22 protein-coding genes and 1 riboswitch are annotated in these 22,316 nt (G+C 53.1%); of the genes, 1 reads left to right on the top strand and 21 read right to left on the bottom strand.

The annotated features are described in order from the left end of the window. The first annotated feature begins 11 nt into the window (after positions 1–11). Complete coding sequence (locus tag ARCH_RS04385; RefSeq protein WP_013170085.1) at positions 12–1,115, top strand: DUF3866 family protein; 1,104 nt, start codon at positions 12–14, stop codon at positions 1,113–1,115. Between the two features lie 2 nt (positions 1,116–1,117). Here the strand turns inward: ARCH_RS04385 and ARCH_RS04380 are convergent, their stop codons facing one another. From ARCH_RS04380 to alaS, 21 genes are all read right to left on the bottom strand, one after another. Beyond that, on the bottom strand, positions 1,118–2,128 hold the full coding sequence (locus ARCH_RS04380) for an ABC transporter substrate-binding protein (RefSeq protein ID WP_013170084.1): 1,011 nt from the start codon (positions 2,126–2,128) through the stop codon (positions 1,118–1,120). 11 nt (positions 2,129–2,139) lie between these two features. Continuing rightward, positions 2,140–2,892 (bottom strand): ABC transporter permease, encoded by a 753-nt coding sequence (locus ARCH_RS04375; RefSeq protein WP_013170083.1) that lies wholly within the window; start codon positions 2,890–2,892, stop codon positions 2,140–2,142. 57 nt (positions 2,893–2,949) lie between these two features. Next, positions 2,950–3,068, bottom strand: a riboswitch (FMN riboswitch). Between the two features lie 40 nt (positions 3,069–3,108). Beyond that, positions 3,109–3,774, bottom strand: coding sequence for a ribulose-phosphate 3-epimerase (gene rpe / locus ARCH_RS04370; RefSeq protein ID WP_013170082.1), 666 nt, complete (start codon positions 3,772–3,774; stop codon positions 3,109–3,111). A gap of 12 nt (positions 3,775–3,786) precedes the next feature. Beyond that, positions 3,787–5,241, bottom strand: a complete 1,455-nt coding sequence (locus tag ARCH_RS04365; RefSeq protein WP_013170081.1) for a transcription antitermination factor NusB — start codon at positions 5,239–5,241, stop codon at positions 3,787–3,789. Continuing rightward, a complete protein-coding gene (gene fmt, locus ARCH_RS04360) occupies positions 5,238–6,164 on the bottom strand; it encodes a methionyl-tRNA formyltransferase (RefSeq protein ID WP_013170080.1) in 927 nt (308 codons plus the stop codon). Before fmt ends, ARCH_RS04365 begins: the two co-directional genes overlap by 4 nt. A 40-nt stretch (positions 6,165–6,204) precedes the next feature. Further along, positions 6,205–8,277: a primosomal protein N' family DNA-binding protein gene (locus tag ARCH_RS04355; RefSeq protein WP_013170079.1), complete on the bottom strand. Its 2,073-nt coding sequence runs from the start codon at positions 8,275–8,277 to the stop codon at positions 6,205–6,207. 73 nt (positions 8,278–8,350) lie between these two features. Next, entirely contained in the window at positions 8,351–9,547 is a 1,197-nt protein-coding gene (gene metK, locus ARCH_RS04350; protein ID WP_013170078.1) for a methionine adenosyltransferase, read from the bottom strand. Next, entirely contained in the window at positions 9,544–10,845 is a 1,302-nt protein-coding gene (gene coaBC / locus ARCH_RS04345) for a bifunctional phosphopantothenoylcysteine decarboxylase/phosphopantothenate--cysteine ligase CoaBC (protein ID WP_013170077.1), read from the bottom strand. Before coaBC ends, metK begins: the two co-directional genes overlap by 4 nt. A 1-nt stretch (position 10,846) precedes the next feature. Next, positions 10,847–11,110, bottom strand: a complete 264-nt coding sequence (gene rpoZ, locus ARCH_RS04340) for a DNA-directed RNA polymerase subunit omega (RefSeq protein ID WP_013170076.1) — start codon at positions 11,108–11,110, stop codon at positions 10,847–10,849. A 45-nt stretch (positions 11,111–11,155) separates the two neighbouring features. Next, entirely contained in the window at positions 11,156–11,728 is a 573-nt protein-coding gene (gene gmk, locus ARCH_RS04335; protein ID WP_013170075.1) for a guanylate kinase, read from the bottom strand. A 60-nt stretch (positions 11,729–11,788) separates the two neighbouring features. Beyond that, positions 11,789–12,100, bottom strand: coding sequence for an integration host factor, actinobacterial type (gene mihF / locus ARCH_RS04330; protein ID WP_013170074.1), 312 nt, complete (start codon positions 12,098–12,100; stop codon positions 11,789–11,791). Between the two features lie 201 nt (positions 12,101–12,301). Beyond that, positions 12,302–12,781 carry a transcription antitermination factor NusB gene (nusB, locus tag ARCH_RS04325; protein ID WP_013170073.1) on the bottom strand — a complete coding sequence of 160 codons (480 nt, stop codon included), beginning with the start codon at positions 12,779–12,781 and terminating at the stop codon, positions 12,302–12,304. Continuing rightward, entirely contained in the window at positions 12,781–13,338 is a 558-nt protein-coding gene (gene efp, locus ARCH_RS04320; RefSeq protein WP_013170072.1) for an elongation factor P, read from the bottom strand. Before efp ends, nusB begins: the two co-directional genes overlap by 1 nt. Before the next feature lie 65 nt (positions 13,339–13,403). Continuing rightward, positions 13,404–13,955, bottom strand: a complete 552-nt coding sequence (locus ARCH_RS04315) for a nucleoside/nucleotide kinase family protein (protein WP_013170071.1) — start codon at positions 13,953–13,955, stop codon at positions 13,404–13,406. Next, entirely contained in the window at positions 13,952–15,499 is a 1,548-nt protein-coding gene (gene aroB, locus ARCH_RS04310; protein WP_013170070.1) for a 3-dehydroquinate synthase, read from the bottom strand. Before aroB ends, ARCH_RS04315 begins: the two co-directional genes overlap by 4 nt. Continuing rightward, positions 15,499–16,719: a chorismate synthase gene (gene aroC / locus ARCH_RS04305; RefSeq protein ID WP_041640363.1), complete on the bottom strand. Its 1,221-nt coding sequence runs from the start codon at positions 16,717–16,719 to the stop codon at positions 15,499–15,501. The genes aroB and aroC overlap by 1 nt, the downstream gene beginning before the upstream one ends. Then, on the bottom strand, positions 16,716–17,264 hold the full coding sequence (locus ARCH_RS04300; RefSeq protein ID WP_013170068.1) for a prepilin peptidase: 549 nt from the start codon (positions 17,262–17,264) through the stop codon (positions 16,716–16,718). The genes aroC and ARCH_RS04300 overlap by 4 nt, the downstream gene beginning before the upstream one ends. Positions 17,265–17,290: 26 nt before the next feature. After that, the gene (locus ARCH_RS04295) at positions 17,291–17,998 is read right to left on the bottom strand and encodes a Rossmann-fold NAD(P)-binding domain-containing protein (RefSeq protein ID WP_013170067.1); all 708 of its coding nucleotides are present in this window, start codon (positions 17,996–17,998) and stop codon (positions 17,291–17,293) included. Then, positions 17,998–19,119 (bottom strand): endolytic transglycosylase MltG, encoded by a 1,122-nt coding sequence (gene mltG / locus ARCH_RS04290; protein WP_013170066.1) that lies wholly within the window; start codon positions 19,117–19,119, stop codon positions 17,998–18,000. The genes ARCH_RS04295 and mltG overlap by 1 nt, the downstream gene beginning before the upstream one ends. Further along, positions 19,120–19,581 (bottom strand): Holliday junction resolvase RuvX, encoded by a 462-nt coding sequence (ruvX, locus tag ARCH_RS04285; RefSeq protein ID WP_013170065.1) that lies wholly within the window; start codon positions 19,579–19,581, stop codon positions 19,120–19,122. A 17-nt stretch (positions 19,582–19,598) separates the two neighbouring features. Continuing rightward, entirely contained in the window at positions 19,599–22,271 is a 2,673-nt protein-coding gene (gene alaS / locus ARCH_RS04280; RefSeq protein WP_013170064.1) for an alanine--tRNA ligase, read from the bottom strand. Positions 22,272–22,316: the final 45 nt, after the last annotated feature.

Below are 22,316 nucleotides of genomic sequence, written 5' to 3'. Positions count from 1 at the left end.
AAGGTTAAGACATGATGATGTACAGACAAGGCCACATTGTTCAGTTACGCCGTTCTTGGGGGCACGCATACGAATACGCCGTTGAACTCACCGATCAACGCACCGTTCGGGCTCTCGCATACGAACCCATCGTTGGGGTTCTGGAGATTGGCGATCGGGTAATCCTTTCCGGCTCCGCGTTCGAACGTGGCCTTGGCACCGGCGGATACATGATGATCGTGGTGGCACCTGATCGATTGCCTGCCGATCCACCACCTGCGCCTGGCCACATCATGAAAGCTCGCTACACACCGCAACAGTTCATGGTTCAAGGTGTGGACGAACAGGAATCGCCGCATCATGAGGCGCTTGAAGATGCCGATTCTATCAATGGGATGCCCGTGATCGTGGCCGATCTTCATTCCGCACTACCGGCGATCGTAGCAGGCGTTCGGGCCACGCGGCCGGATGCGTCCATTGCGTACATCATGACCGACGGCGGTGCGCTTCCCGCCTGGTTCTCTATGGCGGCACAAAAACTTGCTGATCTCGGCTACATTCAGGGCACGATCACATGCGGGCAGGCGTTTGGGGGCGATCTGGAAGCCGTGAACGTTCACAGTGCTCTTCTTGCCGCGCGCCACGTGTGGGGCGCCGATATTGCAATCGTTGCGCAAGGGCCCGGCAACCTTGGCACGGGAACACGCTGGGGATTCTCAGGCGTGGCCTGCGGCGAAGCCATCAATGCCGTTGATACGCTGGGCGGTAGCGCGGTGGCATGCGTGCGCATGTCCAACGCCGATGCTCGTGGCCGCCACTTTGGGATCTCACACCACACAATCCGCGTCCTTGCCGATGTGGTCAAAGTTCCGTGTACTGTTCCGCTGCCTCTGTACTCATCAATGCCAGAAGAACTTATCGGAGGCGATTGGGTGGAAGTAGCAGAGCAGCAGCGAACCGATCTAGCCACCATCAGCAGGCTTGATCTTGTTGAGGTTGATGCTACCGGCCTTTACGATGCACTTCGTGATTTCCCGGTGGGGCTGAAAACAATGGGCCGCGGCCTGGATGAAGACGTCACGTCATTCATCGCAGCCGCGGCCGCAGGCGCTTATACCGCCCAGATGCTTGATTAAGCCTACTTCTTCAACGCTTCGGAAAGCTTGACAACCTCCGCTGTGAATGCGCTCAGCGGAGGAACAGCTTTCTCCACGATGCCCACCTTGGCAAGGAACGTGCTCATCTTCTCCCATGCCTGCGAGTCCTGATGGCCGAATTCCTTATCGCCCTTGTAGAGCTTCAAGGTTGCATCGAACACCTTGTGCGCCACCTTGCGCTGATCAGGATCAGACAGCGACGTTACATGCTTCGCGATCAGATCCATCGCTTCTTCCGGATTCTTCATAGAAAATTCCACACCGCGTTCGATCGCGTTCAATATATGCGCATAAGTTTCTGGCTTCATGTTCGACTTCAAAGAGCCAAGCCCCACGCCAATCAACGGCATATCGCCCTTCACCATCGGAACCTCAACGACATCAAGGCCAGCGTTCGCGATAGCAATCGAATCATTATTGTTAAAACCAATAATCGCATCAACCTGGTGGCCTACCATCGCAGCCGCCTGCGTGTAGCCAATGTAATCAACGGAAAGCTTGTCCTTCAGGTCGTAGCTATCTTCCATTGCCAACAGGCTGTAATAGTTTTCCCCATACGGGCCAGGAAGCCCCACCTTTTTACCAACCAAATCAGCAGGCGTAGAGATCCCCGCGTCCTTCGTAGTAATCAACGTCACCGGATACTTCTGGTACAGCGTAGCCCAGTTAACAACGTCCAGGCCCTTCGTCCGAGCCTGCATCATCTCCGTAGCCCCAGCAAAAACGACGTCTTCTTCACCAGATTCCAACGCCCCAAAAAGTGCTTCCTGCGCACCGTGATGCCTCAACGTGACGTCCACACCGGCGTCGGCAAAATACCCCTTCTCCAACGCAACATACAACGGACCAAACTGAACGTCAGGAATGTAGGTCAATCCAATCGTGACCTTCTCCGGCGCAGCCTTCTCAACCTTGCCAGAATTGGCCCCCTGGCACGCGGCCAAACCAGCCATCGCAACACAAGCGGTGACTAACGCAGTAAATTTCTTCATTGTGCTTCCTTTTACGAAACTAAGGCCAACACGCGCGTTTCCAACGCACGCAAAGCCAGATAAATGCCAACAGCGAGCACGGCCAAAATCGCAATCGCCGCAAACATTCCCGGAGCATCAGTTAAATGTTGCGCTGTTGATAATTCAATCCCCAACCCACGCTGGCCACCAATCACCAGCTCGCCCACAACCGCCCCCGTAACAGACAGCGTGAAGCCAGTGCGAATCCCCGCAAGAATGCCAGGAAGCGCCAATGGAAACTCAATATAACTCATCAAACGCATACCAGATGCGCCATCGAGCCGAGCCGCAGCGATCAGATCAGGATCAACATCCCGAACCCCCACCGCAGTATTGATAATAATTGGGAAAACAACCATCAGCACACACAACAACACGATCGGCGTAGTCCCATACCCCACCCACAACACGAGCAGAGGTGCGAACGCTACCGCAGGAATTGCTTGCGACGCTGCAAGAAATGGTTCCAATGCCGCACTGAACGGCGCGAAATGTGCGATGCCAAAACCTACAGGGATTCCTATCAATGCGGCGGTAAGCGAACCGATCACAGCAACATGCAACGTTTGCCATGCAGATGCCAGCAAGTACCCATCACTAATTCCGCGTACAAGCCGCGTGAACACAGATACCGGATCAGGGAGCGCGAAAGCACTCACCAGATTACATCGAGAAACGCCTACCCACAGCAGAAGTAGAACAACGGCAACCACGATCGGCGCCACGATTCTGCTTCTTTGCATAACAATCCTTCCCCGTAGGCACCGGGGAAGACATGAGTACGCGAAAGCCGCGCACTCATGTTGCTCCTACCATCCGGACTTTAACCGTCGGTTTGGGAATTTCACCCAATCAACCACTTTCGTGGGTCGCGGACTATCACCGCCGGTTCAGACTTACACTGACCCCGGAGCACGTAAACCCTATTATTCCACGTCTTTTCCCCGCAGGCAAAAGGATCAGTGGCAGTGGTGATGCGATGCTAATTCGCGAAGCGCATCGATTTCTGCGTGCGTATCTGGCGACGAGTACACAGCTGATCCGGCCACGAACGTATCGGCACCAGCGCTAGCTGCTTGTTCGATAGTGGCGCGGGAAATGCCACCGTCTACCTGTACCCACACGTCAAGGCCCGATTTGTTCACGGCTTCGCGGGTTCTAGCCACCTTCGGCATCATCGTATCGATGAAGGATTGGCCGCCGAATCCTGGTTCGACCGTCATGATCAGAATCATGTCAAATTCGTTGAGGATCTCAAGGTATGGTTCGATTGGGGTTGCAGGTTTTACGGCCAGGCCAGCGCGGGCGCCCATTGCCCGCAGTTCACGGGCAAGGCGTAGTGGAGCTTTTGCAGCTTCGGCGTGGAACGTAACGGATTGCGCGCCGGCTTCTACGAAGGCAGGTGCCCAGCGATCTGGATCTTCGATCATGAGGTGTGTATCGATTGGGATTGGCGAGACGCGCGAAATCGCTTCCACAATCGGCACACCCATAGTGAGGTTCGGGACGAAGTGGTTATCCATCACGTCCACGTGTGCCCAATCAGCGTTTGAGATTTTATCCAGTTCTCCGGTGAGGTTTGAGAAGTCGCAGTTGAGAATTGAGGGGCTGATACGGATTCCCATAGTGTTACTCCATTAGTTGTTGGCTGGCTTTGAGATAAGGGCTAGGTACATGGCGTCTGAGTTGTGAAGATCGGGCCAGAGTTGGAGTTCTCCGTTTTCTCCAGCGATATCTACGCGTGCTTGCGTTGACGCGATGGCGGGCGTGTTGAGGCGGATCGCTTCTGGATGTTTCTCCACGAACGCATTGATAATCTCCGACGTTTCAGCCAAGTATGGTGAGCAGGTTGAGTATCCGAGCACGCCGCCTGGGCGGAGTGCGTTCCAGCCCGCTTCGAGGAGTTCTGCTTGGAGTTTCGCAAGATCTAGGGCGTCACCTGCTTCTTTGCGCCAGCGAGCTTCGGGACGACGACGTAGGGCGCCGATTCCCGTACATGGGGCATCGATGAGGATGCGCGCATAGCCGTTGGGCGGGATCACGCCTTCTTGTGTGGAATCGCCAAAATCGCGGCCGTCGCCTTCACGAACATCGACGATGTCTGCCCATGGCTGGATCGAATCGAGGACGAGTTCAAGCCGGTGCGGGTGGAGTTCATTGGCATGGATACGGCTTCCACGCTGATCTGCAATAGAGGCAAGCGTGGCCGTTTTGCCGCCGGGGCCGGCACACATATCGAGCCATAGATCATCGTCTGTTTCGAGCTGAGCGGCTGCAAGTGTGCGGGCAACAAGCTGTGAACCTTCATCTTGAACACCCGCTAGCCGATCTTTGATCGCAAACACACGGCTAGGATCGCCGCCATGTAGTAGAACTGCCGAATCAACAAGTTCGCCTTCTTCGGAGTGCATGTGACCGCGGCGGATATCTTCACGCAGATCCGCCACAGAAATACCGCGAGCAACCAAGGAAACAGATGCCGGAGTGTTGTCCGATCTGAGAACATGGAGAATGTCCTTATGTTCGCGGCCATGATACTGAAGTGCCTTATCGAGGGCGCGAACAACCCACTGCGGGTGCGAATACCAAGTGGATAAGAATGCTACGGAGTTGACCTTGCCGCCGGCATCTTCCTTCAATTGTTGCTGCCACTGCGCGGTAGTGCGCTCACTCACTCTGCGCAACACAGCATTGATAAATCCGGCGATGCCTTGAGAGAGTTCGTTACGCGCAATAACCACGGTTTCGTTGATGGCTGCGTGTGGAGGTGTTTTCAATTCTAGGAGTTGGTGAGCACCCATTCGCAACAGTACTTTGACTGCGGTATCGAGTTCTGCGATTGGACGGCCGTTTGTACAGTGAGCCAAAATAGCATCCCACCGGCCAAGAAGGCGCAACGTTCCGTAGCACAAGTTAGTTGCATACGAGGCGTCCTGTTTGTTCAGGCGGGCCCGGCGGATTTCACGCGGGAGAGCAAGGTTGGCGTAGGCGCCGTCTTCTTCAACTGCCATAAGCACGTCGAAAACGACCAGACGTGCCCGATCCGATGCACCGCGGCCTGGCTTCCAGTTAGTCGGACGCTGTGAACTCATTTGGTTTCCTCCCCTGTGTGGAACGATGTATCGCCATCATTCAATCCTCGAGCCCACGCTTCTGCGGCCATCGTTTTCTTTCCAGCCGGCGTGACGTCAGATAGCACGACGGCGGTGGTGCCGGTACCTACCTTGACGTGCTTGCCTGGCACTACCCGGCCTGCCGGGATTCCGGTTTCATCAGTAACTGTGACCGGGGCGAGTTTAATTCGCTGGCCTTCTACGTACGTCCACGGCCCTGGTTCTGGGTAGTATCCACGAATCTTCGCATCGATCACCTTTGCTGGTTGCGAAAAATCGATAAACGAATCGCGCGTAGAAAGCTGTGGAGCCAATGTGACTTCCCCTTCTTGAGGGGTTGATTTGGCACTTCCCTGCTCTAGTGCAGCAAAGACGCGAGCCAGCTGTTCCGCACCCGAATCAGATAGCGCATTGAGTAAATCTCCAGAGCTACGGCCATCAACTGCGTGTTCTTCTACATCAAAAATCGGGCCAGTATCCAGCCCTGCTTCGATCTGGAATACGCACGTGCCCGTTATCGTATCTCCTGCAGCAACGGCGTATTGTACAGGTGCGGCCCCACGCCACCGTGGAAGGAGCGAATAGTGAAGGTTGAGCCAACCGTGCTGTGGAAGATCTAGAAGATTTTTCGGAATGAGTAAACCATATGCCACTACTGCAATAGCTTCTGGCGCGAAAGCACGAAGCTGTTCTTCGATTTCTTCTCCACGAAGTGATGTAGGAGTAAGAACTGGCAGCCCTAACTTTTCTGCTTCTTGATGAACAGGAGACGGGGTGAGCACTTTCTTCCGTCCCACGGGAGCGGGAGCACGAGTGAGCACTGCTACGACTTCATGATCTTGCATAAGCCGATGGAGAGAAGGGATTGCTGTTGCTGGTGTACCTGCAAAAATAATACGCACGTCTTTAGTGTATCTTTCTTTATCTCGAGATTTGAACGGCTTACACAGATGTGTCTATCTTGATAGTGATTCGGCCAAGTTTTTGAACGGAAAACGTTTTGTGTGCATGAGCAATGACCGGTGTTATCGCCTCACGTGCCGTTTCAGGGAAGGTGAGATACACATGCAGATCATCTGTATCTTTTCCTGGATACGGTCCCACAACTCGCATGCCGGGAATCAGTTCTTGGGCGCCAGTTCCTAGCAGTGTGGCAAGCGGCCGTTTTTCGGCAACGAACCCTGCTTGCTGCGCAAACGCTTGAAGGATCGAAAGATAGTGGCGCAGTGTATCCATCGTTCCAGTCACTTCAGTCCACACATAGGCAGGAGGTAACGATAATTCACGGCGTTCATTCAAAGCTTTCATTGCCCACCCATACATATCCCATTTTTTCAGTGTCAGCATCAGTGAGCCAGGGACATCTCCTACGATAAGCATCTGACCGCCATCAGCACGTGGAGCCACCGTGGTTGCGATATGAGTGAGAGAACGTAAGAAGTAGACTTCAGCATCCAGTTTTTCTGACCGAAGAAGATATCCAGCATCAAGAACAACCACTGCGCTAAACGGTTCTGGCATCCGTGGAAGAGCGCCAGGTGTTGCGATCACAATCCGATTCTCATCTGTACTGGGAGCGATCTCTTCGCTTATTCCAGCAACATGAATCGGCACGCCACGAAAAGCACGGCCGATTTCTTGAGCAGTGCGGTGCGAACCGATCCGCACTGGTTTGAGGCGATGATGCTTGCAATGCCGGCAGGTAAAATCGTTGATAATCGTTGCACATCGTGAACATCGTGGTGGCTGGCCAGGCCCATCAATCTGAATACGCCCGTCACACACCGGGCACGATGCCAGTTCACGGCATCGTGCACATGCTACCACTGGGATATAGCCAGTTCGCGGCACAACGATCAGGACGTTTCCCCGTTCGAGCCCACTTCGTACCACGGTAAAAACAGACGACGGCATTCGTGACCATTGTTCGCCTTCATATGCCAACGCTGATGCGGCTATTACTTGGGGAACGGAGTGCGGATTGCTCCCGTTTAGTGGCACGACTGGAACAACGTTGCTTGCCGTAGACGCAACCAATTCAACTGACGGCCCATAGTTAAGCGCCACAAAACTGCAATCAGCCTGGACGCTCCGCAATAACAGCAGATCGCGTGTATGAATATACGGATTGTGCAGTTCTATGTGTGAACGATGGTGATCATCGATTATCACTACGAGCCCAAGATTCTGAACTGGAGCCCAGGCAGCGTTGCGTGTGCCCACAACGATATTGATATAGCCGTTCTTCACTTCTAGGAACGTGCGATACCGTTCTTCAGGGGAATCTTCGGCCACCATCGTGGCTACGCGTTGACCGAGTGCATGAGATAATGCTTCTGCATATCCCTTTGCCTGCCGAGCTGTGGGAAACACGACGATCACACCGTGGCTTCCGCTAGCCGATGCCTGCACGATTCGTTCGCATAGATCCGCAACCGTATCAACGCTGCGCATGTGGACAAGAGCTCGCGACGTGTCACCGCGCTGTAGCCGTTCCAAAAGAATTGGACCGCCTTCATACGCTGCCCAAGGCCCAGATTCTGGGGCATCGATCGGAGAAAGATCAGCATATTCGCGGGCTAAAAATTCTTTTTCAGCCCGCGCGTGCCGCTGTGGAATAGCCAGCTTAAAGCACTGTGCAACAGTGGAACTTTGCCGCTCCGCTACCTTTTGAGCGAGAACATAAATGGCTGGATCAACTACCGGTTGCGCTGAAACAACCTTATGAATCGGGCGCAATCCAGTGCTAAATCTGGTTCGATCCACCCGATCAACGATGAATCCAGATACTCTGTTTGCCCCCACATCAACAATCACACGAGCACCCAGTGGAACATCAGCGAACTTTTCGGGCACTTCATAATCGAACACACTGCCCATGTGGATGTGTGGAACGTCCACAACAACCTTCGCAACCGGAGCAGGCACAGCCGATGCCACGGCACGTTCTACTGGTTCAAGACGCAGCAGCTCTTCTTGCTCCGAAAATTCAGGTAATGAAAACAGGTCACTCATATTATCAAGTCAAGCACACAGCTCCACCACAGTTTGGTGACGCGGCTACGCCTTGCGTGCCCGCGTCACCGATTCACAAACCAGCGGCAACCCGAAGTTGTTCTACGCGATCAGTCTTTTCCCACGTGAATTCGTCAAGCTCGCGGCCAAAGTGACCATAGTTCGAGGTTAACGCGTAAATCGGACGCAACAAATCCAGATCGCGAATAATCGCAGCCGGACGCAAATCGAACACTGACTTCACGGCATCGGCAATCACGGATTCGTCAACGTGGTTCGTACCAAAGGTTTCAACACGCACTGAAACTGGGCGTGCACGGCCAATCGCATACGCAACCTGAACCTCGCAACGATCAGCAAGCTGCGCTGCCACCACGTTCTTCGCTACCCAACGGGCCGCATACGACGCAGACCTGTCAACCTTCGATGGATCCTTACCAGAGAATGCACCACCACCGTGGCGTGCCATACCGCCGTAGGTATCTACGATGATCTTGCGGCCAGTCACGCCCGCGTCACCCATTGGGCCACCGATTTCGAAACGGCCAGAAGGGTTCACCAAGAAGGTCACGCTATCCCACGCAACATTGCCTGCATACTGGGACAACACAGGGGTAATCACGTGTTCGATGATCGCTTTTTGGAGTTCTTCCAGCGTGATCTGTGGATCGTGCTGAGTAGACACAACCACCGTATCGATGCTCACCGGAGTAACGCCGTCATAGTTCACCGTGACCTGAGTCTTGCCGTCCGGGCGCAACCCGGCAACGATGCCCTGCTTACGCACCTCAGAAAGACGCTCAGACAGCCGGTGAGACAAGAAAATCGGCAACGGCATCAACGTTTCGGTTTCATTCGATGCAAAACCGAACATAAGCCCTTGATCGCCAGCGCCTTGCTGATCGAGCGCATCCACAGCAGCCCCGCTACGAACTTCCAACGAGGTATCAACAGAACCCGCAATATCTGGCGATTGCTGATCAATAGAAGCGGAGATACCGCATGAAGAACCATCGAAGCCAATAGAAGAAGACGTGTAGCCGATTTCGTTTACAACTGCCCGGACGATTTCTGGAATCTCTACGTATCCTTCAGTGGTGACTTCGCCAGCTACATGGACAAGTCCGGTTGTGACCATCGTTTCTACCGCCACACGCGAGTGTGGATCCTGCGCAAGAATTGCGTCAAGAATTGAATCTGCGATCTTGTCACAGACTTTGTCTGGATGTCCTTCTGTGACTGATTCCGAGGTGAATGGCTGTAAAGTCATGGACGTTCTTCTTTCTGTGTGCCGTTATGTGATAGACGTTCAATTGTTTCGACGATTTTCTGTGCTACCCGGATTTTTGTTCCAGAGAACGAGCCTTCTTCAGTAGCGTTTGAGGTGACAATCGTGACAGTTGTGGCAACATCGCCAAAACCGTCGCCTCCCCCAACTTTATTGATCACCAGCAGATCTGCTCCCTTGCGGCGTGCTTTTTGTTTGCCGTAGTCCAGGTAGGACGTGGTGTTGTCCCCTGTTTCTGCTGCGAAGCCAACAACACACTGGCCAGGGTGACGCCGGTTTGTGGCGAGGTCGTGCAAGATATCCGGGTTTGGTTCGAGGTGCAAGGTGAGTTCTCCCCCGCGTTTAATTTTGGTTGCGGATTCTACCACCCGATAATCGCTGATAGCTGCGGCCATTACGATCACGTTCGCGGCATGTGCGTAGTGATCCATCGTTTCATGGACGTCACGTGCACTTGTGACAGGAACGATCATGACGCCAGGCGCACATTTCTCCAGTACCGTGGAAGTGATATTTGCCGCCACGAGCGTAACGTTATGCCCGCACGCCCGGGCCGCGTTGGCAATATGGACTCCCATGAGTCCTGACGAATGGTTGCCAATGTAACGTACCGGATCGATTGCTTCGTGGGTTCCTCCTGCGGAAATAACCCAGGTTAAACCAGTATTTTCTGGGGTGCCAGCCGCGTTAAAACCGAGTTTTTCGAGCATCGCGATCGCTTCATGCGCGATATTTTCAGGTTCTTCCATCCGTCCGATACCTGAATCTGAGCCCGTGAGCTGCCCGTTTGCCGGGCCGATGAGTGACCATCCGTGGCGGACGAGCGTTGCGATATTTTCTTGGGTTGCTGGATGTTCCCACATTTGGGTGTGCATGGCAGGCGCGATGAGCCGTGGGCAGGTTGCCACAAGCGCCGATGCTGTAAGGAGATTATCGGCTAAACCGTGTGCGAGTTTCGCGATGGTGTGTGCTGTACCTGGAGCGACGACGAACAGATCCGCTTGCGCTCCCGTATTCACGTGAACAACCGCGTGAGCTTCTTCTGGAATATCCACGTGAACTGGGTTTCCAGAGATCGCTTCCCACGTTGTTTTCCCCACCATGTCCAGTGCCGCATGAGTTGGGACGACGACGACGTTGGCGCCCCACTGGCGTAATCTACGCACTGCTGTAACTGCTTTATATGCGGCAATGCCACCAGTAACCCCAAAGAGTACTCGTGGCTGGGCATGAGACAAGCCTCCCGATTGGGAGGCTCGTTCACTAAGATGTGAGTTCATGTTACTCGCGTGTGAACTTCAGCTTATCGTCAGCAACTTCTTGAAGCGCAACCGAGAGTGGCTTATCTTCTGGAGAAGACTGAACGAGTGGACCGATGCTGGTGATGTTGCCATCGCCAGACTTGAGTTCCTGACGGTAGGAGTTAATCTGACGTGCACGAGCTGCACCGAAAACAGCCAACGTGTACTTGGAATCGACCTTCTCTAACAGGTTGTCGATTGCCGGGGACGTAATACCCTCTGGGTTGGCGGTTGTTCCAGACATGTGTACCTCTTCTACAAGTGGATCGGCCGGTTCTTATACAGATGATTATTTTACCGCGGAACTGGTAAGAATACTCAGTAGCGCCGCGGTGGCATTAGCCACTGTATCGTTCACGATCACGTCATCGAATTCATCTTGGGCTGCGAGTTCAGTACGCGCGGTATCTAGCCTGCGATGCTGTTCTTCTTCAGATTCGGTAGCGCGCCCTTTCAGGCGGCCTTCTAGTTCTTCCCATGACGGTGGAGCGATGAAAACCTGACGCGCTTCTGGCATTGCCTTACGGACTTGGCGTGCACCATCAAGATCAAGCTCAAGAATGACGTTCTTGCCGGCAGCCATTGCTTCTTCAACAGGCTGGCGCGGAGTTCCATAGCGATGGATCTTGTGCACAACGGCCCATTCAAGCATCCCACCAGTAGCAACGAGTTCATCAAATTTTTCTGGCGTGACAAAGTAGTAGTGAACCCCATCGATTTCCCCTGGGCGAGGCGCCCGGGTAGTTGCAGAAACCGAATACCACAAGCCCGAATCCTGTGCGAGAACTTCCTTAAGGACCGTTCCCTTACCAACAGCAGTGGGGCCACATACAACGAAAGCTTGTCCGTGAATCTGAGTCATGTGTTCTATGGTGCCAGATCTTTCACGCTTTCGATAAATATACGACTCTGGTGTGATCGTTCACCCAAGCCGTTCAAGCAAAGCGGTGCGCTGGCGGTGCCCTAACCCGCCAATTCGACGACTCTGAGCAATACCGATCTTTTCCATAATCGCATGCGTCTTGGTTTCCCCAATGCGCGGGAAAGCAATCAGGAGATCTTTTACCTTCATACGTGCGATAGCTTCATCATCCCCCGCAACGTCAAAAACGTCACGCAAAGTTAGCTTTCCTTCTTTAATTTCCTGCTTCAATTCAGCGCGACGTAGCCGGGCCTGACCCGCCTTCGCGAGAGCCTTAACGCGCTGTTCCCGGGTCAGATGTGGAACTACCATATCTATTTACCACCTTTGTGTGAGGAGACATATAATGCAATAAACGTAGTCTAACTCGCATTGGTGGCAGAAAGTGCCAAAATCGCAAAACTCCTCAGACGAATTTTTGAGAACTTTCTCAAGGAACCACCCAAAGAATAAAACATGAGGGCCCACACCACATATCATGTGGCATGGACCCCATGGTAAAAAGCTCGGATATTATTCCGATGTGTCACGTCCAGATGTTTCTTCCGAACGGATTTCTGCAATCCGATTCAGCACGCCCATCGTGAATCCAACGGCTTTATCAGTGGAGAAATCTCGAACAAGCGCCGTAATTTCCTTCACCACGATAGCAGTTGGAACATCAAGATACATGAGCTCAGTTGCGCCAATACGCAACAAGTTACGATCAACAACGCTCATACGTGCCAGTGCCCATTGAGGCGATGCTGCTTCGATCATCGAATCAACATCATCTGCCCATTCGGCGTAGGTGCTCACAATGAGTTGACCATACTTTTGGATTGGCTGCTGTGATGGCGAGAGCTGTGAACGTTCTTCAAGCAAAGATGCAAGATCATGTTCTGCTCCACGTACGTCAGCTTCGTAGAGGACATCGAGCGCACGCTGGCGCTGCAGCGAGCGGCCCTTCCGGCCGTTATTCCGCCGCTGTTGTGTACGTTCTTCGTTACTCATCAGGCGCGGTTGATGTACTCACCGGTGCGGGTATCAACCTTGATCTTGGTACCCTGGTCAAGGAAGAGCGGAACCTGAAGTTCGTAACCGGTTTCCACGGTAGCTGGCTTGGTGCCAGAGTTCGAACGATCGCCCTGGAGGCCTGGTTCGGTGTAGGTAACTTCAAGAACAACCGATGCTGGGAGCTCAATAAAGAGGACTGTGCCTTCATGCATAGCCACGATTGCGTTAGAGTTCTCCAACATAAAGTTCTTTGCAGTGCCAACCACTTCAGCGGTCACAGGAAGCTGTTCGTAGGTATCCAGATCCATGAAAATGAAATCGGTGCCATCGTTGTAGAGGTACTGCATGTCACGGCGATCAACCGTTGCAGTCTCAACCTTCACACCTGCGTTGAACGTCTTATCAACGTTCTTGCCGGACAAGACATTCTTGAGCTTCGTACGAACGAATGCTGGGCCCTTGCCCGGCTTGACATGCTGGAATTCCACAACCTGCCAGAGCTGGTTGTCAATCTTTAGCACCATGCCGTTCTTGAGATCGTTTGTGGTTGCCACGTTAATCCAATCTTTAGCGTCAATGATTCCTCTTGGATTTTAGCGGTTTTTCTTCACTGACTTGCCTAAGAACCCGTATTTATGAGCATGATTACGCGATTGGCTAGTTCTTTTTCCAGATCTGATAACTCAAACCTGCTTGTATCAAAGTCAAAGTCCGCATATTCCTCATATCGCGGCAATCGTTCTTCAAGCCGAATCGACAGCTCTTTTCGAGGCAACACAACGTTCGTCACCCGCGGCCCAAACATCCCCAGTCGCCTCATAAGCACATCAACTGAAGCCCGGACATGAAGAAAAACCACGTGCTCACATTTTCGCAGCGAATCGCATATAGCTTCCAGTTCGACGTCGTCACAAAAATCGGCAGGTAACGCAACCGCGAAACGCGTCTCACGATCAGCGCGAATATCTGCCAAAAGATCACACGCGACCCTGCGAGCACATGCGCGACGTTGTTCCGACGGAACCTCCAAAAACATATCCTCTGGCGAAACCACAAGTTCATAGGCAACGAGAGAATCGACGTCGGCGGTTAAAAACCCATACGTTTCCAACACGCGCAATACGCTACTCTTGCCAGCCCCATCTGCGCCAATAACAACAACGCTCGTCATAAACTAATCTGCTCCCACGCAAAATCAAGCATTTGCGGGCTGGGGTTCACCACACGCATAGTCTGCGATTCGTCCACCACCACGAAACGCAACACGCCAGCTCGCACCTTCTTGTCTGCAAGCATCGCACGCTCAACTTCCTCACGCTTCGCAGCCGAATACGTTACCGGTAAACCCAACGACACAAGAATACGCCGATGCTCCTCAATAAAACGCGGTTGAGCAAAACCTGCCGCTACTGAAAGCGCTGCCGCAAACACACAGCCAACCGACACCGCGGCACCATGCTTCCACGAAAAATTCTCCACCTTCTCAATCGCATGCCCAAGCGTATGCCCATAATTAAGCAACTCACGCACGCCAGACTCACGCAGGTCCTCGCCCACGATGCGAGCCTTCACCGCAACCGCACGACGAATTAAATCATGGAAATCAAGCGGAGAAGAATCAAGCGCAGAAATAATCTCCGAATCTGCAATAAAACCGCACTTCGCCACTTCTGCCAGCCCACTCGCCACCTCCGCTTCAGGCAACGAACTCAGCACGTCAATATCGCAAAACACGTGCGACGGAGTCCAAAACGTCCCCACCAAATTCTTGCCAGAACTCGTGTTAATCGCAGTCTTACCCCCAACCGCAGCATCCACCATTCCCAACAACGTAGTCGGAACAGAAATCAGCCGCACACCACGCATCCACGTGGACGCGAAGAAACCCGCCACGTCAGTCGTGGCACCACCACCAACCGCAACCACAACACAATCACGTCCAAGATGAAGATCCCCTGCCACATTCCACAGCCGCTCCACAACAGACAAAGACTTCGCAGCTTCCCCGTCAGGAACCTCAAATGCGTGTGTGGACAGGCCTGACACGCTTAACAACTCATCGATACGGCTAACGAAACTCGTCACGTTCGGGCTATGTACCAACAGCACCTTCGACGCAGGATGAGCCGCACGAACAATCTTTTGCACAACATCGTAACCAATCACCACATTATATCCAGGATCAGCCATCACCGGCACCGTGCTGAGCGGAGACGAAATCTTATCCAACGCACGCCCCACAACCATATTGATCCCCCGATCGTCAGATACAACAACGTCAGACGCAACCTCGTAATAAAAACCAATCCGCTTGCGCCGAAGCTGCGCAACCGACTGCCCAATGTTCTTCCCCAAGGCCGGCCGAACCGTACGCGAACGGCGCAGGCGACGCACCAAAACCGAATCCTCAACATCAATAAAAATAACCCGTTCGCCAATCAGCAACGCACGCGTACGAGGATCCAACAACGCCCCACCGCCAAGAGACAAAATGCCACGGCGGTTCGCGCACGCCTCCGCAATCACCTCATGCTCTAGTTCCCGGAAAAACCGCTCCCCATACGACGAAAAAATATCACTAATCGACATCCCGGCTTTCTGCACAATCAACCGGTCAGAATCAATAAACGGCTGATGCAAGCGGTTGGCCACGATTCGTCCCACCGTAGATTTCCCCGCGCCAGGCAGACCCACAAAAATGGCCGTTAACGTCATTATTTCACCCCTTGCCAGTCCGGTTGCTGCGAACGGGCGAAAAGATCGTAGTGCGCACGGACGTCTGCCACCTGATCCCCCGCTGATCGCTCCAATACGGCTTCCGCCAGCGTGAGTGCCATCATCGCTTCTGCAATAACAGCTGCAGGCACTACCGCCGTGGTATCTGAGCGCTGGTGGATTGCTGTAGATTCTTCTCCGGTAGATAGATCTACTGTGCGCAAGGCCCGCGGAACTGTGGCAATCGGCTTCACCGCAATTCGGGCAACGATCGGTTCGCCATTGCTCATTCCGCCTTCGATCCCACCAGCGTGGTTGGTGGGGCGTTCAATGCCTTGTGGGGTGCGAGTGATGTGATCGTGGGCTGCGCTCCCGCGGCGGCGGGCCGATGCGAAACCGTCACCGATCTCTACACCTTTAACGGCAGGTATGGACATGAGCGAGGCGGCCAGGCGCGAATCGAGACGATCTCTCCACACCGTGTATGTGCCCACTCCCACCGGCACATTCCAAGCAACAACCTCTACCACGCCGCCAAGTGTATCGCCGGCGCTTTTCGCAGCATCAATTTCCGCAATGAAGCGGGCCGCAACGGCCGGATCTGCACAGCGAACAGACGATTCTTCGATTTGTGGGCGATCGCGGAGAACAATGGGGTGGGCGGTGGCCGCCTGCTCCGATCCCACTTCTACCACGTGTCCCGCAATAGCAATATCCGCTACCTGTGCCAGAAATTTTTTTGCCACGTAACCTGCCGCTACGCGAGCCACCGTTTCGCGGGCCGATGCGCGTTCAAGAACGTTGCGAATATCCGAAAATCCGAACTTTTGCACGCCTGCGTAGTCAGCGTGGCCAGGGCGTGGCCTGGTGAGGCGGGCGTTGCGGGCAAGCTCTTTACTATCCCCACGCCCGGTAGATTTGTAGAGTTCTGCAGGTGCAACCGGATCAGGGTTCATCACTGCTTCCCACTTGGGCCATTCTGAATTATGGATTTCGATGGCGATCGGGCTGCCTAGAGTGCGACCGTGGCGCACTCCAGAAATAAACGTGCATTCGTCTTGTTCAAATTGTTGGCGGGCACCACGCCCATATCCTGTGCGGCGCCGGCGCAATTCTTCCGCAAGTTCGTGAGTGGATACCTCTACCCCGGCAGGTATCCCTTCGATAAAAGCAATCACGTGCCGCCCGTGTGATTCGCCTGCACTACTCCAACGCATCATAGACACAATTGTGTCAAAGAAACGGCGTTCATGCTCACCCAGATCGCCCATGAGCTTCCCACAAGGAAGGGCCCGAACGGAATCGTGGAATTCCTAGTGAACGCCTTACACACAAGGCCTGCCGTGGCGACAATTCCTGCGGAGATAACGGCAAGCATTAATACGTATAGAATAGTTGTGGTGTGCCACACAATGAGCGGGACAAGGAGCCGGACGTCTCCCATTCCAATCAGCGCTCCACGTGAGAGCCGCGATATCGCCCATAACGGCACGCAGATGGCAGTAAGTATGAGGGCGATATTCAACCATCGTTCCGGTTCAATACCGTAGTTCCACAGTGTTTGGGCAATCGCCACACACAAGGTTGCATGCGTGAGCGATACAAGAAGCGTTTGGGTTATGTAATCGTGGACTGCATTGGCTGTTAGCAGACCGAAAAAGAGTGTTGCGCAGATAAGCGTTACGTAATTTGGTGCGATAATTCCTGCAATCGTTGCACAGATTAACGCAAGAATACAGGAGATTTTCCAGTGACGTTGTTCCATACGAACAGCTTAGAGAACATGTATCTTTAACGAAGAAAGTTATCCACAGCCTCAGTTAGCGTATTGATCGGCGTATCTTTCCCGGAAGCCACGAGTATCATTTCACGCAGATAGCACGCCCAGAACGTGCAGTACTGCTCACGTGCGTGGTGAGTTTCGTAGAGGAAAATATCGCTATGAACCGAAGAATCGCGTGGGATTCGCTCATCTGTGGCGGCTTCCGTATGGATGACGATATCTGTTTTTGCGAACCGCATTTCTTCTGGGCGCAACGTTTCGCATTCGATTCCGATTTTGTGGGCTACCGCAAGTGGCGTTCCTGGACCACCGGTGGGATCAGCGACGACGACGATCTGGCGTGCTCCAAGCTCCGCTGCCGATGTGACCGCGCTAGCAGCCATGTAACCGCCTCCGATAATGACAATCCGGGAGGACGGAGTGAACATCGGCCTAACAAGTGGAGTAAGAGCGCGTGAAGCAACAGAAAAACCAACAAGGAGGGATGTTGCACCGGTGGGCTGGCGGACCACAATATCGCACATGCCAACAATCTTCGCCATGCCGTCTAAGAGATCAGCGTGGTGGCCAAGAATAGGATTCTTGGCCACCCATACCGAGTGGATATCGCTGTCATTGAGAAGATTGTGAACACTAGAAGATGCACGTTCGCACCCGGAAATAATCTGTGATGCTACACGTACTTCCCATTCATCACCTATAATTGCGTGCCGCATTAGTTCTTCTGGTGATCGGCGTACCACTTGCGAAGGATTTCAACGTTCTTAGAGTGATCGTCAATATTATTCGCAAACAAGGTTTCGCCGGTTTCAAGATTTGTGGTGACGAAGAACAGCCAATCACCTGCAGGGGGGTTTGCCGACGCTTCAATCACTTCTTGGCTCGGGTTTGAAATAGGATATGGCGGGAGCCCTGCATGAATATAGGTGTTGTATGGGTTGTCGTTCTTTAATTCGGCTTCAGTTGGGATCCCACCAAACTTTCCAACACCATACATTGTGGTGGAATCCATCTGGAGTTTGCCGTTGACTTGGCTTGTATCGACCAAACGGTTTTCGATGATGCGAGCAACTTGGCCATAGTAATCAGGCCAGTTAACTTCACGTTCAACGATCGAGGCCACGATGAGCGTACGTTGCCACCGATCGCGGGGGATCTTTGTTTTTTCTAGCCCTTTGACGCGGTTAGCTACCATGTCAGAAAGAATGTCTTTTACTGTAGCTTTCGGAGCCACGGTGTAGGTTGCTGGAGCTAGCCATCCTTCTGGATGACCATTTGCTTCCGCTGGAAGGCCGATCTGAGCTGGATCTTTAAGAACGGCTTCTACGTCAGACGTAGGAACGTTCATAATATTCGCGACACGTTCGACAATCTGTGCTTGGGCAAATCCTTCCGGAATCGTGATCTTCAATTCAGCTTTGCTTGCCGGATCTAACAACGCTGAAACAGCGCCCTGTCCAGACATCTTGAGCTTTAGCTTGTAAGATCCAGGCTGGATCGACGCGGATCGTGGATCTGATTTAAATGCGTCAATAAATGCACGTGAAGAAGCGACGACGTTAGCTTCAGCCAAGATTTCACCCATGGTCGTACCAGTTGATCCTTCAGGGATCTCAATGAGTACTTCGCCGGTTCCCGGCCCTGGGAAATCTGCAACGTTTTGAGCATTCAGTACTTGCTTGACGTATGGAACAGCAACCACTGTTGCGGCAACAACTAACACACAGGTAAAGAACAACACCATCGCGGAACGAATTCGCTTCTTGCGGTGATAAGCACGCCGTTCCTTATTGTTCTTTTTCCGCCGTAACTCTGTTTGTGTGAAAACCTCTGACACTCACTTCTCCTGTAGTTCGACGAGCTCGCCTGGAGGCATACCCGTTGTCCGCTCTTGCGCGAGGGCACTTTCTAAAATGATAACTGCTGCAACTTGATCAACAACGCTTCGGTGATTAATTTCTTTCCGCCCCGATTCGTGAAGCATCTGGTGCGCAGAAACAGTGGTAAGACGCTCGTCAACCATACGAACGTGAACTGGAGCAATACGCCGCGCGAGGCGTTTAGCCCAACGGCGAGCATTCTTTGCTGACTTCCCTTCGGAACCGTCCATATTCCGAGGGAGGCCAACAATGACTTCAAGAGCATCCGCTTCGCGAACTAGCTCAATGACGGAGGAGAAATCATCACGTTCACGGCGATACGTTGCTACTGGCGTAGCAAGGATTCCTGCAGTATCACACCGCGCTACTCCAACCCGGACGTCACCAACGTCTACCGCAATCCGCGTTCCGATTCTCATCAGTGTGGACGAACCTTTCAGGCTTGTGCAATCGCCGCAGTGATGGCATCAAATGCGTGTGGGATCTGGGTGACATCCGTGCCACCGCCTTGAGCCATGTCAGGCTTCCCGCCGCCGCCACCGCCAAGGATCTTAGCTGCCACAGACACCAAGGCACCGGCCTTGATGCCCTTAGAGCGTGCCGCGTCGTTTGTTGCGATAACGATAGTCGGACGTTCCTTAGCAACACCAGTGAGAGCCACGACTGCTGGTGTGCTACCGAGGCGTTCGCGAAGATCCATTACAGCTACACGCACGTCATCTGCCGACGCCACATCACCCAAATCGTGTGTGATCACAGCAATACCGTTGATATCAGTGCGCTGTTCCAAGACGGATGCCATAGCGGAAAGCATCTTTTCCTTGCGTAGTGCAGAGATTTCCTTATCTGCATTCTTCAAACGGTTAAGAAGCGTATCGATATGCTCTGGCAATTCTTCTGGCCGCACGTGAGTCAAAGTGGAAAGTTGGGAGAGTAACGCGCGTTCGCGTGCACCAGCAGCATATGCTCCTTGGCCAACCAATGCTTCGATACGGCGTACACCTGAACCAATGGATGACTCGCCAAGAACGGTAACAAGACCAATCGCACCAGAATCAGACACATGGGTACCCGCACACAGTTCGCGTGACCAATCACCGCCGATGGACACCACGCGCACATCATTGCCATATTTCTCCCCGAAGAGAGCCATAGCGCCAGAAGCCTTTGCAGCTTCGATGTTCATAACTTCTGCACTTACCGTGAGGTTATCTTGCAAACGTTCGTTCACACGCGATTCGATATCGTGAAGGATCGTGGTTGGCACCTGTTCACCGTGGCGGAAATCGAATCTGAGGCGAGAAGGTGAATTCTCAGAGCCAGCCTGAGTTGCCTGCTCCCCCAAGTATTCGTGAAGAGCCTTGTGAACCATGTGGGTTGCGGTGTGAGCACGAGCGATTTGTTCACGGCGTGGGATATCGATAGCGGAACGGACAGAATCATCCAGAGCAATCGATCCTTCAGTCAACGTACCACGGTGAACGAACAGGCCTTTCACTGGCATCTGTACGTCAGTCACATCAACTAGGCCGCCGCCAGCAACGCTGATAGTGCCGTGATCAGCAAGCTGACCTCCTTGCTCTGCCCAGAATGGAGTTTGATCAAGGACGATGTCAATTTCAGCTGGTGCTTCTGCAGCTGGAACCGAAACACCGTCTTTCAAAATACCTATGACCTTGCCATCAGCAACGTAATCGGTGTAGCCCAAGAAACGAGTATCGCCGCCAGACTTAGCCTGGATTTCGTGGTAAACAGTGGCATCAACGTGACCTGTCTTCTTTGCCTGAGCATCGGCGCGGGCACGATCCTTTTGCTCCTGCATCAGCTGGCGGAAGCCAGCTTCATCAACGGCAATACCCTTTTCAGATGCCATTTCAAGAGTCAAATCAATTGGGAAGCCATAGGTGTCATGCAAAGTAAATGCGGCATCGCCTGGGAGCTGGATGCCAGCTTCCTTGGCTTCTGCAGCAGCTTGTTCGAAGATCTGTGTACCTGCAGTAAGAGTGCGGCGGAATGCCTGTTCTTCGTTGTAAGCGATCTGAGAGATACGATCAAACTCAGCTTCAAGAACTGGGTAGGAATCCTTCATTGCGTCCTTGGTAACTGGAAGCAATTCTGGGTATGCAACGTCGGTGTAACCAAGCAGCCGCACGGACCGAACAGCGCGGCGGATCAGACGGCGTAGAACGTAGCCGCGGCCATCGTTTCCTGGACGCACACCATCCGCAATCAGCATCATCGACGAACGAACGTGATCGGCAACCACGCGCATAAGGATGTCGTCTTCATCATTTTCGCCATACGTCTTACCCGTAATACGTTCGGTAGCTTGAATTACTGGGTAGACTTCATCGATTTCGTACATATTCTTCTTACCTTGCAAGAGGTAAGCGATACGTTCTAGGCCAGCACCTGTATCGATGGCAGTTTGTTCGAGTTCGCCAAGAAGTGGGAAGTTCTTGCCTTCGCCTTCACCACGGAGGTACTGATCAAACACCAGGTTCCAGATTTCCAAGTAGCGATCGCCGCCTGGATCAACAGTACCGCCAACTGCTTCTGGGCCAAACTCCGGGCCACGATCGTAATGAATTTCTGCACAGGAACCTGCAGGACCAGGCTGGCCGGTAGACCAGAAGATTTCTTCACGCTTGAGCTTCACAATATGACGTGGATTAAGGCCGATTACCTTAGTGAGGTGATCGAAGGAAACATCGTCCTTCTCCCAGATCGTTACCCACAGGCGGTCCTTTTCAAGGCCGTAGCCGCCTTCATCTACAGATGACGTGAGCAAGCCGAACGCAAGGTCAATTGCGCCTTCCTTGAAATAATCACCGAAGGAGAAGTTCCCGCACATCTGGAAGAACGTACCGTGGCGGGTGGTGCGGCCAACGTTATCAATATCGTTTGTGCGGATGCACTTCTGCACTGAAGCGATACGCGGGTGTGGGGACTTTTCGGTACCAATAATGTATGGCGTGAAAGGAACCATACCGGCGATAGTGAACAGGATCGATGGATCTGGAGAGATCAACGAAACGGACTCAGCAATATGGTGATTGTGCTTAGCAAAGTAGTCCAACCAGCGTTGACGAATCTCAGCAGTGCGCATTGTGATTTTTCCTTACGACGATCTTGCCATGGTTTATGGCAATAC

Source organism: Arcanobacterium haemolyticum DSM 20595 (assembly GCF_000092365.1).
Classification (GTDB): domain Bacteria; phylum Actinomycetota; class Actinomycetes; order Actinomycetales; family Actinomycetaceae; genus Arcanobacterium; species Arcanobacterium haemolyticum.
Note: the sequence above shows the minus strand (reverse complement) of the source record. Positions and strands in the feature narration are given on the sequence as shown.

What these genes read in the sequence shown, in the direction of transcription:
- ARCH_RS04385 (WP_013170085.1), top strand. Translation starts at nt 12, where the DNA reads ATGATGATGTACAGACAAGGCCACATTGTTCAGTTACGCCGTTCTTGG.
- ARCH_RS04380 (WP_013170084.1), bottom strand. Translation starts at nt 2,128, where the DNA reads ATGAAGAAATTTACTGCGTTAGTCACCGCTTGTGTTGCGATGGCTGGT.
- ARCH_RS04375 (WP_013170083.1), bottom strand. Translation starts at nt 2,892, where the DNA reads ATGCAAAGAAGCAGAATCGTGGCGCCGATCGTGGTTGCCGTTGTTCTA.
- rpe (WP_013170082.1), bottom strand. Translation starts at nt 3,774, where the DNA reads ATGGGAATCCGTATCAGCCCCTCAATTCTCAACTGCGACTTCTCAAAC.
- ARCH_RS04365 (WP_013170081.1), bottom strand. Translation starts at nt 5,241, where the DNA reads ATGAGTTCACAGCGTCCGACTAACTGGAAGCCAGGCCGCGGTGCATCG.
- ARCH_RS04355 (WP_013170079.1), bottom strand. Translation starts at nt 8,277, where the DNA reads ATGAGTGACCTGTTTTCATTACCTGAATTTTCGGAGCAAGAAGAGCTG.
- metK (WP_013170078.1), bottom strand. Translation starts at nt 9,547, where the DNA reads ATGACTTTACAGCCATTCACCTCGGAATCAGTCACAGAAGGACATCCA.
- coaBC (WP_013170077.1), bottom strand. Translation starts at nt 10,845, where the DNA reads ATGAACTCACATCTTAGTGAACGAGCCTCCCAATCGGGAGGCTTGTCT.
- rpoZ (WP_013170076.1), bottom strand. Translation starts at nt 11,110, where the DNA reads ATGTCTGGAACAACCGCCAACCCAGAGGGTATTACGTCCCCGGCAATC.
- gmk (WP_013170075.1), bottom strand. Translation starts at nt 11,728, where the DNA reads ATGACTCAGATTCACGGACAAGCTTTCGTTGTATGTGGCCCCACTGCT.
- mihF (WP_013170074.1), bottom strand. Translation starts at nt 12,100, where the DNA reads ATGGTAGTTCCACATCTGACCCGGGAACAGCGCGTTAAGGCTCTCGCG.
- nusB (WP_013170073.1), bottom strand. Translation starts at nt 12,781, where the DNA reads ATGAGTAACGAAGAACGTACACAACAGCGGCGGAATAACGGCCGGAAG.
- ARCH_RS04315 (WP_013170071.1), bottom strand. Translation starts at nt 13,955, where the DNA reads ATGACGAGCGTTGTTGTTATTGGCGCAGATGGGGCTGGCAAGAGTAGC.
- aroB (WP_013170070.1), bottom strand. Translation starts at nt 15,499, where the DNA reads ATGACGTTAACGGCCATTTTTGTGGGTCTGCCTGGCGCGGGGAAATCT.
- aroC (WP_041640363.1), bottom strand. Translation starts at nt 16,719, where the DNA reads ATGATGCGTTGGAGTAGTGCAGGCGAATCACACGGGCGGCACGTGATT.
- ARCH_RS04300 (WP_013170068.1), bottom strand. Translation starts at nt 17,264, where the DNA reads ATGGAACAACGTCACTGGAAAATCTCCTGTATTCTTGCGTTAATCTGT.
- ARCH_RS04295 (WP_013170067.1), bottom strand. Translation starts at nt 17,998, where the DNA reads ATGCGGCACGCAATTATAGGTGATGAATGGGAAGTACGTGTAGCATCA.
- ruvX (WP_013170065.1), bottom strand. Translation starts at nt 19,581, where the DNA reads ATGAGAATCGGAACGCGGATTGCGGTAGACGTTGGTGACGTCCGGGTT.
- alaS (WP_013170064.1), bottom strand. Translation starts at nt 22,271, where the DNA reads ATGCGCACTGCTGAGATTCGTCAACGCTGGTTGGACTACTTTGCTAAG.